The organism is Massilia sp. Root351 (assembly GCF_001425045.1).
In the GTDB taxonomy this organism is placed as follows: Bacteria; Pseudomonadota; Gammaproteobacteria; order Burkholderiales; family Burkholderiaceae_D; genus Rugamonas.
Window position 1 is genome coordinate 165,515 of record NZ_LMDJ01000035.1, and the last position, 13,798, is coordinate 179,312.

General features: G+C 68.9%; 12 protein-coding genes. 9 read left to right on the forward strand and 3 right to left on the reverse strand.

From position 1 onward, the window contains the following. Nucleotides 1–31 precede the first annotated feature (31 nt). From ASD15_RS29105 to ASD15_RS29145, 9 genes are all read left to right on the forward strand, one after another. Nucleotides 32–1,342, forward strand: a complete 1,311-nt coding sequence (locus ASD15_RS29105) for a putative O-glycosylation ligase, exosortase A system-associated (protein ID WP_057158510.1) — start codon at nt 32–34, stop codon at nt 1,340–1,342. A gap of 3 nt (nt 1,343–1,345) precedes the next feature. Next, nucleotides 1,346–2,332, forward strand: a complete 987-nt coding sequence (locus tag ASD15_RS29110) for a polysaccharide deacetylase family protein (RefSeq protein WP_057158511.1) — start codon at nt 1,346–1,348, stop codon at nt 2,330–2,332. Nucleotides 2,333–2,420: 88 nt separating this feature from the next. Next, nucleotides 2,421–3,683, forward strand: coding sequence for an aminotransferase class I/II-fold pyridoxal phosphate-dependent enzyme (locus ASD15_RS29115; RefSeq protein WP_082552226.1), 1,263 nt, complete (start codon nt 2,421–2,423; stop codon nt 3,681–3,683). After that, nucleotides 3,680–4,765, forward strand: a complete 1,086-nt coding sequence (locus tag ASD15_RS29120; RefSeq protein ID WP_057158512.1) for a GNAT family N-acetyltransferase — start codon at nt 3,680–3,682, stop codon at nt 4,763–4,765. The genes ASD15_RS29115 and ASD15_RS29120 overlap by 4 nt, the downstream gene beginning before the upstream one ends. 3 nt (nt 4,766–4,768) lie before the next feature. Beyond that, entirely contained in the window at nt 4,769–5,017 is a 249-nt protein-coding gene (locus tag ASD15_RS29125; RefSeq protein ID WP_057158513.1) for an acyl carrier protein, read from the forward strand. An 8-nt stretch (nt 5,018–5,025) separates the two neighbouring features. Next, nucleotides 5,026–5,940, forward strand: a complete 915-nt coding sequence (locus ASD15_RS29130) for a hydrolase 2, exosortase A system-associated (RefSeq protein ID WP_082552227.1) — start codon at nt 5,026–5,028, stop codon at nt 5,938–5,940. After that, nucleotides 5,930–6,841: a hydrolase 1, exosortase A system-associated gene (locus ASD15_RS29135; protein WP_057158514.1), complete on the forward strand. Its 912-nt coding sequence runs from the start codon at nt 5,930–5,932 to the stop codon at nt 6,839–6,841. The genes ASD15_RS29130 and ASD15_RS29135 overlap by 11 nt, the downstream gene beginning before the upstream one ends. Beyond that, nucleotides 6,835–8,097, forward strand: coding sequence for a glycosyltransferase (locus ASD15_RS29140; protein ID WP_229418380.1), 1,263 nt, complete (start codon nt 6,835–6,837; stop codon nt 8,095–8,097). The genes ASD15_RS29135 and ASD15_RS29140 overlap by 7 nt, the downstream gene beginning before the upstream one ends. 11 nt (nt 8,098–8,108) lie before the next feature. After that, a complete protein-coding gene (locus ASD15_RS29145; protein WP_162249955.1) occupies nt 8,109–8,978 on the forward strand; it encodes a type IV pilus biogenesis/stability protein PilW in 870 nt (289 codons plus the stop codon). Here ASD15_RS29145 and ASD15_RS29150 read toward each other — a convergent pair. The 3 genes from ASD15_RS29150 to prsK are packed head-to-tail and all read right to left on the reverse strand — an operon-like array spanning nt 8,975 to nt 13,786. Continuing rightward, the gene (locus ASD15_RS29150) at nt 8,975–10,294 is read right to left on the reverse strand and encodes a VanZ family protein (protein ID WP_057158516.1); all 1,320 of its coding nucleotides are present in this window, start codon (nt 10,292–10,294) and stop codon (nt 8,975–8,977) included. The two genes, ASD15_RS29145 and ASD15_RS29150, sit on opposite strands and share 4 nt — an antisense overlap. A gap of 8 nt (nt 10,295–10,302) precedes the next feature. After that, complete coding sequence (gene prsR / locus ASD15_RS29155) at nt 10,303–11,658, reverse strand: PEP-CTERM-box response regulator transcription factor (RefSeq protein ID WP_057158517.1); 1,356 nt, start codon at nt 11,656–11,658, stop codon at nt 10,303–10,305. A gap of 40 nt (nt 11,659–11,698) precedes the next feature. Further along, entirely contained in the window at nt 11,699–13,786 is a 2,088-nt protein-coding gene (gene prsK, locus ASD15_RS29160; RefSeq protein WP_057158518.1) for an XrtA/PEP-CTERM system histidine kinase PrsK, read from the reverse strand. Between the last annotated feature and the right edge of the window lie 12 nt (nt 13,787–13,798).

Sequence of the window (13,798 nt, forward strand, 5' to 3'; positions counted from 1 at the left end):
GCTTGATAAAGCCACCCCTACAGGATGCTGCATGAGAGATATCGTCATCACGCTGATTGTGTTCGCTTCATTGCCCTACACTTTCAAGAAACCCTACATCGGGGCGCTGATGTGGATCTGGATCAGCGTCATGAATCCGCACCGCCTCAGTTGGGGCTTTGCCTACGATTTCCCGTTCGCCGCCATCATCGCCGCCACCACCATGCTGGCCCTGCTGGTCGCACCCGGTCCCAAGCGGCCGCCGTCCTCGCCGGCGGTGCCGGTGCTGGTGGCGTTTACCATCTGGATGTGCATCAGCACCATTTTCGCCATCAACCCCGGCGAATCGTTCGTCATGCTGCAGCGCGTGTTCAAGATCATGCTGATGAACCTGGTGGTGATGATGTTGATCCGCAACAAGGAGCAGCTGCACCTGATGCTGTGGACCCTGGCCGGCTCGCTGGCGTACTACGGCGTCAAGGGCGGCGTGTTCACCATTGCCACCGGCGGCAGCTTCCGGGTCTGGGGCCCGGAAGGCAGCTTTATCTACGGCAACAACGAAGTGGCGCTGGCCTTCGTGGTGATTATCCCCATCCTGTATTACCTGCACTTGGTTTCGGTCAAGAAGTGGCTGAAATACGGGCTGCTGGGGGCGATCGGCCTGTGCGCGCTGGCCTCGCTGGGCTCGTATTCGCGCGGCGCGCTGCTGGCCCTGGTCGGCATGTGCGGCTTCCTGTGGCTGAAAAGCCCGAAAAAGGCCGCGCTGGGCACCGGCATGGCGCTGATGCTGCCGCTGCTGATCCTGTTCATGCCGGCCCAGTGGACCGAGCGCATGGACACCATCGACAATTACCAGGAGGACGGTTCGGCCATGGGCCGCATCAACGCCTGGCAAATGGCCACCAACCTGGCCATCGACCGTCCGCTGACCGGCGGCGGCTTTGAAATCTACGACGCCTACGTGTTCGGACGCTACGCGCCGGTGCCGAACGACATCCACGCCGCCCACAGCATTTATTTCCAATGCCTGGGCGAGCACGGCTTCATCGGCCTGGGACTGTACCTGGCGCTGATCGTCATCTGCTGGCGGCGGGCCAAGTGGATCATCCGCCAGACCGCCAAGCGCGACGACCTGAAATGGGCCGCCCAGCTGGCCGGCATGATACAAGTCAGCATGATCGGTTTCGGCGTCGGCGGCGCCTTCCTCAGCCTGCTGTACTTCGACGTGCCCTACTATCTGATGGGCGCCCTGCTGGTGACCGGCCAGATCGTGCAGGACGCCCTGCAGCAGCCCGCGCCGGCCACCGCCGGCGGCAGCGGGCCCCATGCCATCGCGGCACAACCCACGGTAAAGCAGGCCTGATCCATGAGTGTAAGCACCAAGCTGGCCGCGCTGGCGCGCCGTTCCCTGTTGCGCCTGGGCGCGCTCGGCCGCGCCCGCCGCAGCCTGAGCATCCTGATCTACCACCGCGTCCTGCCGCAGACCGACCCGCTGTTTCCGGACGAGGTCGACGCGGCCCGCTTCGACCAGCAAATGGCCTGGCTCAAGCAGGGCTTCCGCGTAATGCCGCTGGCCGAGGCCGCGCAGCGGCTGCGCGACGGCACGCTGCCGCCGCGCGCAGCCTGCGTCACCTTCGACGACGGCTACGCCGACAACGCCGAGATCGCGCTGCCCATCCTGCAGCGCCACGGCCTGGCCGCCACCTTCTTTGTCGCCACCGGCTTCCTGAACGGCGGGCGCATGTGGAACGACACCGTCATCGAGCTGGTGCGCCGCGCGCCCGGACCGCGCCTGGAACTGGCAGCGCTGGGCTATGGCAGCCACGCCATCGGCAGCGACGCCGAACGCACGGCCGCCATCCACGCCCTGCTGGGCCAGCTGAAATACCTGGAGCCGGCGGCGCGCCTGGCGGCGGTCGAGCAGCTGCGCGGCCACCTCGGCCTGGCGCTGCCGGACGACCTGATGATGAACACCGAGCAGTTGCGCCGGCTGCACGCGGCCGGCATGGAGATCGGCGCGCACACGGTGCACCACCCCATCCTGGCCAGCATGGACGAGCACGGCGCGCGGCAGGAGATCGCGCGCGGCAAGGCGGCGCTGGAAGACATGACCGGCGCTCCGGTGCGCCTGTTCGCCTACCCCAACGGCAAGCCGGGACGCGACTACCACGCCGCCCATGTGGCGCTGGCGCGCGAGCTGGGCTTCGAGGCGGCCGTGTGCACCTCGTGGGGCGCGGCCGGGCCGGATGCCGACCTGTACCAGCTGCCGCGCTTCACGCCCTGGGACCGCAAGCCGCTGGGCTTCACCTTGCGCCTGCTGCACAATCTGTACCGCCCGGGGCAGACAGTGTGATTGTGCGAAATTATTGCAACAGTTATACTATCTGATGTATTAATTGAAACAAGCCGAAACGCCCCGCAACTACCGGAGAAACACGGAGATGGCCCCCCTCGCAGACCGCGCCCCGCAGCAATCCACGGCCAGCCCTGCCGCGCCGCCGGCCGGCCATCCGCCGGTGTTGCCGAACTACCCGCGCGCGCACGTCCCCACCAAGCCGGTGCTCTCGCGCGACTCGTTCCGCCGTGCCGGCGGGCACGCGCCGTCGATCCTGGACACGCGCGAGGCGCTGCTGGTCACCAGCGGCCGCGTCGCCATCGCGCTGGCGCTGCGCCAGATGGGCGTGGGCCCCGGCGACCGCGTGCTGATGCCGTCCTATCACTGCGCCTCGATGATAGAACCGGTGGTATGGCTGGGCGCCACGCCGGTGTTCTACCGCATCCACGGCGACACCCAGGTCAACCTGGAGGACGTGGCTGCCAAGTTGGCCGGCGCCAAAGTGATGTTGGCCACCAATTATTTCGGTTTCCCGCAGAACCTGTCGGCGCTGCGCGCCTTCTGCGACCAGCACCAGCTGATGCTGCTGGAAGACTGCGCCCACTGCTTCCTCGGCGAGCATCAGGGCCGGCCGGTGGGCTCCTTCGGCGACTACGCCATCGCCAGCACCATGAAATTCTTCCCCATTTACGAGGGCGGCTGCCTGGTGTCGGCGCGCCATTCGCTGGCGCCGGTGCGGCTGCAGGCGGGCGGCTTCAAGTTCGAGGCCAAGATGGCCGTCAACGCGCTCGAGGACGGCTTTGAATACCGGCGCCTGGGCACGGTGCGGCGCCTGCTGGCGCTGCCGCTGGGCCTGAAGAATTTCCTGCTGGGCCAGCTCAAGCGGCACAGCCACGGCGCGCCGGCCGCCATGGCGCCGCGCTCGTCCGAAGGCGGCTTCGGCTTCGACCCGGCCTGGCTGCACAAGCGCGGCTCGCTATTCTCGCGCCTGATGCTGCGCCTGGTCTCGCGCGGCCGCATGGGCGAACTGCGCCGCAGCAACTACCTGCGCCTGCAAAGCGCGCTGGCCGGCCTGCCCGGCTGCCGCCCGCTGCACGCGGTGCTGCCGGAACGGGTCTACCCTTGGGTGTTCCCGCTGTACGTGGACCTGCCCGGGCCGGTATTCGATTCGCTCAAGAAGGACGGCGTGCCCATAGTGCGCTTCGCCGAATACCTGTGGCAGGGGGTGGACGCCACGGTCTGCAGCAACAGCGTGGAGTTGTCGCGCCACGTGCTGCAGTTTCCCTGCCATCAAGAACTACAGGAACAGGAACTGGACTGGATGATAGACAAGATCAAGACCGCCATGCTGGCGGCGCGCGCGCCATGAGCTGGACCCTGCTGCCGGCCAGCGAGTTCGCCGCCCACGCCGCGCGCTGGCACGCGCTGAACCAGGCCAGCGTCAATTCGCCGCTGCTGGAGCCGGCTTTCGTGCAGCCGCTGCTCACCGAGTTCGGCGACGGCGGCGAGTGGCTGGCCGCGTGCGAGCGGGATGGGCGCACGGTCGCCATGGCGCTGCTGAAGAAAACCCAGCAAGGCGCCTGGCAAACCTTCCAGCCCTCGCAGCAGCCGCTGGGCATGTGGCTGCACCTGCCGGGCCAGGCGCTGCCGGAGCTGATGGACTCGCTGCTGCGCGCCCTGCCCGGCATGCCCCTGGTGCTGGGCCTGACCCAGTTCGATTCCTGGCTGCACCCGCGCCCGGCCGACGGCGGCCAGCTGCGCACCGCCGACTACATCAGCACGGCGCGCATCACCATCGCCGGCACCTTCGACGAATACTGGGCCGCGCGCGGCAAGAACCTGCGCGCCAACCTGAAAAAGCAGCGCGCCAGGCTGGCCAAGGAAGGCATCGTGGCGCGCATGGACGTGCTGCGTGCGCCGGCCGACATGGCCCAGGCCGTGGCCGACTACGGCGTGCTGGAAAGCGCCGGCTGGAAGGCCGAGCTCGGCACGGCAATCCACCCGGACAACGCCCAGGGCCGCTTCTACCGCAGCATGCTGGAGAATTTCGCCCAGCGCGGCGAAGCCAGCGTGTACCGCTACTGGTTCGACGACCGCCTGGTGGCGATGAATTTGTGCATCGAGGGCGGCGGCGCTAAGATCGTGCTGAAAACCACCTATGACGAAAGCCTGAGCAGCCACTATTCGCCGGCCTTCCTGATGCGCGAAGACACCTGCCACCAGTTGTTCGAAGACCGCCTGTTCGAGCGCCTGGAGTTCTACGGCAAGGTGATGGAGTGGCACCTGCGGTGGACTGACGAGGTGCGCAGCATGTACCATATCACCCACTACCGGTGGCCGGCCCTGAAAAGCCTGCACACCCTGGTCAAGAACCTCAAGGGCGGACGCGCGCCGGCGCAGCCCGCTGCACAGCCCGTCCCCGCCCGCCATACCGAACCATCCACGGAGTAAGCAATGTATCTGCAAGAAGTGAAGAATATCCTGGCCGACGTGCTCAGCCTGGGCGCCGCCGCCGACACGCTCACCGCGCAATCGCCGCTGCTGGGCGCCATTCCCGAACTCGATTCGATGGCCGTGGTCCAGCTGATCGCCGCCATGGAAGACCAGTTCGGCTTCAGCGTGGACGACGACGAGATCGACGCCGCCACCTTCGCCAGCGTCGGCAGCCTGACCGCCTTTGTCGAGCACAAACTGACCGCCTGAACTGAACAATGAGTCTGTTTTCCCCTGCCGCGCACGCCCAGCCCTTCTTCCTGAAGGCCGCTGCGGGGGAGCGCTACTGCCTGTTCCATCCTGCCGTCGGCGCCTGCCGCGGCGGCCTGGTGTATGTCCCGCCGTTCGGCGAGGAAATGAATAAATCGCGCCGCATGGCCGCGCTGCAAGCGCGCGCGCTGGCCGCGCAGGGCATTGCCGTGCTGCAGATCGACCTGTACGGCACCGGCGAGAGCAGCGGCGACTTCGCCGACGCGCGCTGGGAACTGTGGCTGGCCGACGTGGCGCTGGGCTGCCAGTGGCTGGCGGCCCGCCTCGGCCGCCCGGTAGGGCTGTGGGGCTTGCGCCTGGGCGCGCTGCTGGCGCTCGACTATGCGCGCGCGCAGCAGGCGCTGGGCGCGCCGGCCCCGCAGCGCATGCTGCTGTGGCAGCCGGTGCACAGCGGCAGTTCCTATTTGACCCAGTTCCTGCGCCTGCGCATGGCCAGCGACATGCTGGGCACGGACGGCAGCCAGAAGACCGGCACCGCCGCGCTGCGCGAACAGCTGCGCGAGGGCCAGGCGCTGGAAGTGGCCGGCTACGAACTGGCGCCGGAGCTGGCCGACGCGCTGGACGCGCTGGAGCTGGCGAAGATCGCGCCGCCGCCGTGCCCGCTGCACTGGCTGGACGTGGTGGCGGCTGAAGGCCGGCCGCTGACGGCGGCATCGGCCAAGCTGGTGACCGCCTGGCAACAGCAAGGCGCCGAGCTGGACGCGCAAGCGGTGGCCGGCCCGCAGTTCTGGGGCACGCAGGAAATCGCCACCTGCCCGGCGCTGCTGGAGGCCAGCAGCGCGATCTTCAGCGATGGCGCGCACCGCGCCGGCATCGACAGCAGCGGCAACGGCGACAACAGCGAGGCCATCCATGCAGTTTGAAGAACGCGCCCTGAGTTTCGACTGCGGCGGCGACTGCCTGTTCGGCGTCGCCAGCGTGCCGGCCCGGCCGGCCGAACGCGGCGTGGTGGTGGTGGTCGGCGGCCCGCAGTACCGGGGCGGCAGCCACCGCCAGTTCACCCTGCTGGCGCGCCACCTGGCCGCGCAGGGCATCGCCGTGCTGCGCTTCGACTACCGCGGCATGGGCGACGCCGAAGGCGAGCAGCGCGACTTCGAAATGGTGGGCGAGGACTTGCGCTGCGCCATCGACCGCTTCCAGGCCAGCGTGCCGGCGGTGCGCGAAGTGGTGCTGTGGGGCCTGTGCGACGGCGCCTCGGCCGCGCTGTTTTACGCCGCGCACGACGCGCGCGTGCAGGGCGTGGTGCTGCTCAACCCCTGGGTGCGCACCGAGGGCGGACTGGCCAAGGCCACGCTGAAACACTACTACCGCGACCGGCTGCTGCAGCCGGCACTGTGGAAAAAGATCTTTACCGGGCAGTTCAACTACGGCGCCGCGCTGCGCTCGTTCACCGGCCTGCTGGGCGCCGCGTCCGGCAAGGCCGCGCCCGCGGAACCCACGGCGGCGCCGTCCGCCCCCGCGGCGCCCAGCATCAGCGCCGCGCCGGTGCCGCGCATCGCCGACCCCGACCTGCCGCCGCTGCCCGGGCGCATGCACGACAGCCTGGCCGCGTTCCAGGGCAAGGTGCTGCTGATCCTCAGCGGCGCCGACCTGACGGCGCAGGAATTCCGCGACGCGGTGCAAGCTTCGCGGCCCTGGCAGCAGCTGCTGGCCGCGCCGCGCGTGACCCGATACGAATTGGCGCAAGCCGACCACACTTTCTCGCGCCGTGCCTGGCGCGACCAAGTAGCAGACTGGACCGGAGAATGGATGCGTTCATGGTAAACAAACGCGTGCTGATGATTGCCTACCACTACCCGCCGATGCGGGGCAGCAGCGGCATCCAGCGCACCCTGAAGTTTTCGCAATACCTGCCGCAGTCGGGCTGGGGGCCGGTGATGCTGTCGGCCCATCCGCGCGCCTACGCCAACCCGGGCGACGACCAGATGGGCGACATTCCCTCCAGTGTGCCGGTCACGCGCGCCTTCGCGCTCGACACCGCGCGCCACCTGGCGATCGGCGGACGCTACGCCGGCTTCATGGCGCTGCCGGACCGCTGGGCCAGCTGGTGCCTGGGCGCCATCCCGGCCGGCTGGCGGCTGATCCGCCGCCACCGTCCGGCCGTGATCTGGTCGACCTACCCGATCGCCAGCGCGCACCTGATCGGGCTGGTGCTGCGGCGCCTGACCGGCCTGCCCTGGGTGGCCGACCTGCGCGACCCGATGACCGACGTCAGCTATCCGTCCGACCCGCGCACGCGCCGCGTATTCCAGTGGATAGAACGCAAGACCATCGAGCACTGCACGGTGGCCGTGTGCACCACGCCGGGCGCTATCAAGACCTACGAGAACCGCTTCCCGGCCATCCCGCGCGACCGCTTCCGCCTGATCGAGAACGCCTACGACGAGGAGAACTTCGCCGACGCCGAGCGCGGCGGCGCGGCGGCCGCGCCGGGCGCGCACGGCGGCCCGCTGACCCTGGTGCACAGCGGCATCATCTACCCGTCCGAGCGCGACCCGGTGCCGCTGTTCCAGGCGCTGGCCGCGCTCAAGCAGCGCGGCGCCGTCAGCGGCGCCACCTTGCGCGTGGTGCTGCGCGCCACCGCGCACGACGACTACCTGGCGGGGCTGATCGCCGAGCACGGCATTGCCGACCTGGTGCAGTTGGCGCCGCACGTGCCCTACCGCACCGCGCTGGCAGAAATGCTGAGCGCGGACGGCCTGCTGATCCTGCAGGCCACCAACTGCAACCACCAGGTGCCGGCCAAGCTGTACGAATACCTGCGCGCGCGGCGCCCCATCCTGGCGCTGACCGACAGCGACGGCGACACCGCCGCCACCTTGCGCCAGGCCGGCGTCGACAGCATTGCCCCGCTGGACCAAAAAGATGCGATCATCGACGCGTTGCCGCGTTTTCTGGACCAGGTGCGCAACGGCACCGCGCCGCTGGCGTCGGCCGCCGTGATCGCCGCCCACTCGCGGCGCGCGCGCACCGAGCAGCTGGCGCAGCTGCTCGACCAGGTCGCCGCACACCACGCATGATGGAGATGGACATGAGCAAGCACACTTTGACGCACCACCGCCGCCCGCGCACCGCGCTGGCCGCCGCCCTGCTGGCCATGACGGCTGCAGCCAGCCTGGCCCTGCCCGCCCACGCGGCCCGCAAGGAGCCATACTGCGGCAACCTGGACAATGCCTACGGCCCCTATGACTACCGCAAGGGCGCCACCGAGCTGGAGTTCAACCTGAAACTGGTGGAAGGCGCCCACTTCACCGCCGACGTGGAAAACGGCATCAAGGGCCGCAGCAGCACGCTGGCCGGCGACATCGACTACACCCTGCGCGCCTTCCCCAACCACGCGGTGGCGCTCAGCACGGTGATCCGGGTAGCCTCGCGCGACAAGAAGAGCCTGTTCCTGCCGGGCGGCACGCGGCCGGTGGAATGCTACTTCGACCGCGCCGTGCGTTTCGCGCCGGACGATCCGTCCACGCACACGCTGTACGGCAGCTACCTGCTGTCGGTCGGCCGCGAGGCCGAGGCGCTGCTCAAGTACCAGACCGCAGTGCAGCTGGACCCGGACAATCCCAGCACCAACTACAACCTGGGCCTGGTCTACTACAAGAACAAGGACATGGTGAACGCCAACAAGTACGCGCAGATCGCGTATGCGCTGGAGTTCCCGCTGCCGGGCCTGAAGAACCTGCTGGTGCAGGCCGGCAAATGGGACCCGTCGGCCGCGCCGGCGCCGGAGTCGCTGAAGAAAAAGGGCAAGGGCGAGGAAGCTGCAGCGGCCGAAGAGGGCAAGGCGCCGCCGGCGCCGGACGCAGGCAAGGCCGACGCGCCGGGCCAGGCGGCGCCGGCCACGCCGGCCGCCGCGCCAGCCACTCAGCCAGCCCCGGCAGCGCCGGCCAAGACCAACTAGGCTGGCGCCCCGGCGCCCGGCGGGTGCGCCAGCACCCATTCCTCCACCAGCCACGGCGCGGCCCAGCCCGCGCAAGCCAGCAACACTTGCGTGACATCGGCCGAACGGCCGGGCACGTACAGCTGCGCCCACTCCATGCCGAACATGGCTGCCGCCAGCGCCACGCCGCCGACGGCCGCGATCGCATGGTGGCGCGCGGGCGGCGCCACCTGCCGCGCCAGCCAGGCCATGCCCATGAAGGGCCACAGGAATTCCAGGATGTTGGTAAAGCCCTGCAGGCTGCGCATGTGGCCGCGGAACGGCACCCAGTTGAAGCCGCCGCCGCGCCAGTTGCCGTGCGCCGGCGTCAGTTCGCTGGCCACCAGGGCCAGCGCCAGCAGCGCGATCGCGGCGCAGGCGGCGGCCATCGCCTGCGCGCCTTGTTCCGCATGCGTGGCCAGGTCCGGCCGCGCCGGGCGCGGCCAGCGCAGCCAGCGCAGGGAGCGCGACCATCGGGCCCACTGCGCCGCCTGCGCCGGTCCGCGCACCAGCGCCAGCACCAATGCCAGCAGCGGCAGCGACAGCAGCGCCGCGGCCACCTCCTCCAGCCGCAGCGCGTGCCCCTCGATCAGGAACTGGCCCGCCAGCACCGCCAACAGCAAGGCGCCGTGCAGGCGCCACCAGGGCTTGCCCGGCTTGATCAGCGCCCGCAGCAGCAGGCCCAGCGCGGTGAAATTGCAGGCCAGCGAGAACAGCAGGGCGGCGCTGAGCGGCGCATACCCGCGCAGCTGGAAATACACGGGCAGCAGCGCCTGCTTCCAGCGCCCCAGGCCGAACACCGGCATCAGCGGACTGGTCTGCGAGAGCAGCCACAGCGCCACCACCACCAGGCCGGTATTGGCGATGGCGCCGCGCGCGAACCAGCAGTCGCGCCAGCCCTGCAGGCGCGCCCCGCTGTGGGTGTCGCGCCGCAGCAAGCCGGCCAGCAGCGCGCCGCACAGGGTGCCCAGCAGGTTCATGGCCACGTCGGCCGCCGACGACACCCGGGCGGGCAGCCACAGCTGCACGATCTCGGCGCCCACGCTGAACAAGGTGCCGGCCGCCACCGCCAGCGGCAGCGCGGTCCAGTAGCGGTGGCGGCGCGCCCACCACACCGCGAGCAGCAGGCCGAACGGCATGTAGACCAGCACGTTCTGCACTAGGTCGACCTTGCCCAGGTAGGCGTCGCCCGGGTGCAGCAGGAAAGCGAACAGCGGCTCGGTGCGGGCCGCCCACTGGAAGGGATACAGGCTGCCGTAGAACAGCAGGAAAGCGTAGACGACAACTGCCTGGCGCATGGCGCCGGTCAGGAGCCGGATTTGATGGCGTGCCGGCTCATCAGGTCATACAGGGTGGGCCGGCTCACGCCCAGCAGCTCGGAAGCCTTGACGATGTTGCCGTCCACCCGCGCCAGCACCTTGACGATGGCCTTGTACTCGGCCTCGTCGCGCACCTGGCGCAGGTTCAGCGGCTCTTCCGGCAGCAGCGCACCGGACAGGCCCAGGTCCTCGGCCACGATGTGCGGCCCGTCGGCCATGATGACGGCGCGCTTGATGCAGTTCTCCATCTCGCGCACATTGCCCGGCCACGGATACGCTTCGATCACGTTCATCGCTTCCTGGCTGAAATGCAGCGCGGGGCGCGACTCGGCCGCGCAGAACTTGTTCTTGAAGTGGTGCGCCAGCAGCGCAGCGTCGCCCACCCGGTTGCGCAGCGGCGGAATGGTGACCACGATTTCCGACAGGCGGTAGTACAAATCCTCGCGGAAGCGGCCGGCCGTGGCCAGCTCCTTCAGGTTCTGGTGCGTGGCACAGACGATGCGCACGTCGACCGGGATTTCCTCGTGCCCGCCGATGCGCTCGATGACACGCTCCTGCAGGAAGCGCAGCAGCTTGGCCTGCAGCGCCATCGGCAAGTCGCCCACTTCGTCGAGGAAGAAGGTGCCGCCGTGCGCCAGCTCGACCTTGCCCTTGGTCTGCTTGGCCGCGCCGGTGAACGCGCCCTTCTCGTAGCCGAACAGCTCGGACTCCAGCAGGTTTTCCGGGATGGCCGCGCAGTTGATAGCCATGAAGCGCTCCTTGGAACGCGGGCTGAGCTGGTGCAGCGCGCGCGCCAGCACTTCCTTGCCGGTGCCGCTCTCGCCCAGCAGCATCACCGAGGCCGAGGTGGGCGCCACTTTTTCGATGCTGCGGCAAATCTTCTGCAAGCCGGCGTCGCGGCTGATCACGCCGGCCAGCGGCGAATCGGCCTGGGCCTGCTGCATGCGGCGGTTCTCGCGCTGCAGCGCGTGCAGGTAGAAGGCGCGCTGGATCACCAGGCCCAGCAGGTCGGGGTCGGCCGGCTTCTGGTGGAAGTCGTAGGCGCCCAGGCCGATGGCGGCCACCGCGTGCGCGTGGTCCTGGTTGCCCGTGAGCACCACCACCTTGGTTTCCGGCGCCAGCGCCAGGATTTGCTGCAAGGTGGCCAGGCCCTCGGTGGCGCCGTCCGGGTCGGGCGGCAGGCCCAGGTCGGTGATCACCACTTCCGGCTCGTGGCGGCGCACTTGCGCCAGCGCCGCCTCGCGGTCGCCCGCCACCAGCACTTCATAGGCGTCAAAGCTCCAGCGCAGCTGCTTTTGCAGGCCGGGGTCGTCTTCGATGATCAACAGCTTCGATTTGCTCACAATATTCCTTTTGCCATCCGTTTTGACGCGTCCGCCGCCATCAGGCGGCGCGCTCTGCGGACATTGCATTGTACAGCGGCAGGGTGACCTGGAAGGTCGTGCCCTGCTGCGGGCGGCTGCTCACTTCCAGCGTGCCGCCCAGCTCATGGATGTACTCGCGGCTTTCAAACGCGCCTATGCCCATGCCGGCCGGCTTGGTCGACTCGAACGGCTTGTACAGCCGGTCGCGGATGAATTCCTCCGTCATGCCGGCGCCGCTGTCGCTGATTTCCACCAGCACGCTGTCGCCGCCGGCGCCGCTGCTGCTGCGCAGCGCGATGACGACCTGGCCGTCCAGCGGCGTGGCCTCGATCGCGTTCTGGATCAGGTGTCCCAGCACCCGTTCCAGGCGCTCCCAGTCGGCCAGCACGCGCAGTCCGGGGGTTTCCACCTTCAATTGCGGACGCGGTTCGAACGCTGCCTTCAAGGATACGGCTTGTTGCAACAGTTGGTCAATAAACAATGGCGCCGGACGGGCCGGCGCGTCGTTGCGGCTCAGTTTTTGCAGCATCAGCTTCATCTTCTGCACCGAATGGGTGACCGTGTCGAGCATGTCCTGCTGGAATTCGGGGTTGTTGCGGTGCTTGTGCGCGTTCGGGATCAGCAGCGACAGCTGGGCCACCAGGTTTTTCAGGTCGTGCACCACGAAGGTCGACATGCGGTTGAACGATTCGAACTGGCGCGCCACCATCAGCGCCATGGCCGCGTCCTGCTGGGCCAGGTAGCTGGCGGCCTGGCTGCAGGCGATCTTGAGCAAGTCGATCACTTCCCAGTTCAGCTGGATGGCGCTGCGCGGCAGCTGCAGCAGCATGAAGCCGGACAGGCGGCCCTGCATCACCAGCGGCAGCACCAGCCACACGCGCGGGAAGTTGCGCACCCAGTGCGGGATCACGATGTCGTCATACAGGCTGGGGCTGCGCTCGTATTCCTGCATGTCGATCACCCACTGTTTGCTTTCCAGGAACTGGCACAGCGCCGACTCGGCCGGCTCGGTCTCGCTCACCAGCGGCATATGCCATTGCGCCACCGGCTCGAACTGGCCCGACTCGCGCCGCAGCCACAGCGCGCCGCCCGGGCTTTCCACCAGCCCGGCCACGGCCTGGATGGCGCGCTCGGCCAGGTTGGGGCCGTCCGCCGACAGCATGCGGGTAAAGCCCATCCACTCTTCGCGGTAGTCGTAGTTATAGCTGTAGAAATGCTTGCTGATGAACACCTTCAGCCAGGCGCGGAAAGAACCGGAAAACAACACCCCGGCCAGCAGCACCGTGGCGCCGAACAGGAAGGCCACCTGCATCACCGAGCCCCAGCTGCCGCCAAAGAAACGCAGGTAGTAGCCGGCCGAGCTCATCACCAGCAGGTAGGCGGCCGAACCGGCCAGCGCGGCCGAGTGGAACAGCACCCGGCGCGACACCGACAGCTCGCTCGACCAGGCCTTGCTGCGCGAGACGGCCAGCGCGATCAGCGGCATGGTCAGCGCGTGCACGAAGCCGCGCGCGGCCCAGATGTCCGGGTTGAGCTGGCGGAACAGCATGCTGTCGCTGTACAGGTAGAAATCGTAGGCGTACATGCCGCCTATGCCGAGGCAGGCGTATTTCAGCGCCCAGCGCTCCTGCAGCGGCTTGTTGCGGTACAGCTGTTCGACCAGGATCATGCCCAGCACGGCCGCGCCGGCGCGCAGCATCACCAGCGGCAGCATGCCGCCCACGCTGGCCAGCAGCGCCGGCGCCCAGTTGGCCACCGCCTCGGCCGCCAGCAGCAGCGCGTAAAAGCCGGCCACCAGGCGCAGCAGGCGGTTGTGGCGCAGCGCTTGCCAGCCGGCCCCGCGCTGGAAAAAGCCCAGCAGCGCCAGCAGGAATACCGACCAGGCCCCGTTGCGGCAGATGTCGAGCGCGTCGTTCCAGTCGGACAGGCCCGGCGCGTAGGCCGCCTCCCAGGCATTCAGGCCGGCCCACAGCGCGGTGGCCAGCGCCGCCACGGCCAGCGCGGGCGCGTGCGCGCGGCCGCGCCACACGCTCAGCTGCAGCACGAACAGCAGCGCGAAGGCCAGCGCCGCCGCGCCGTAGCTGAAGACGGCGACGCTGCTCAGCATGCCGGCCCCGCC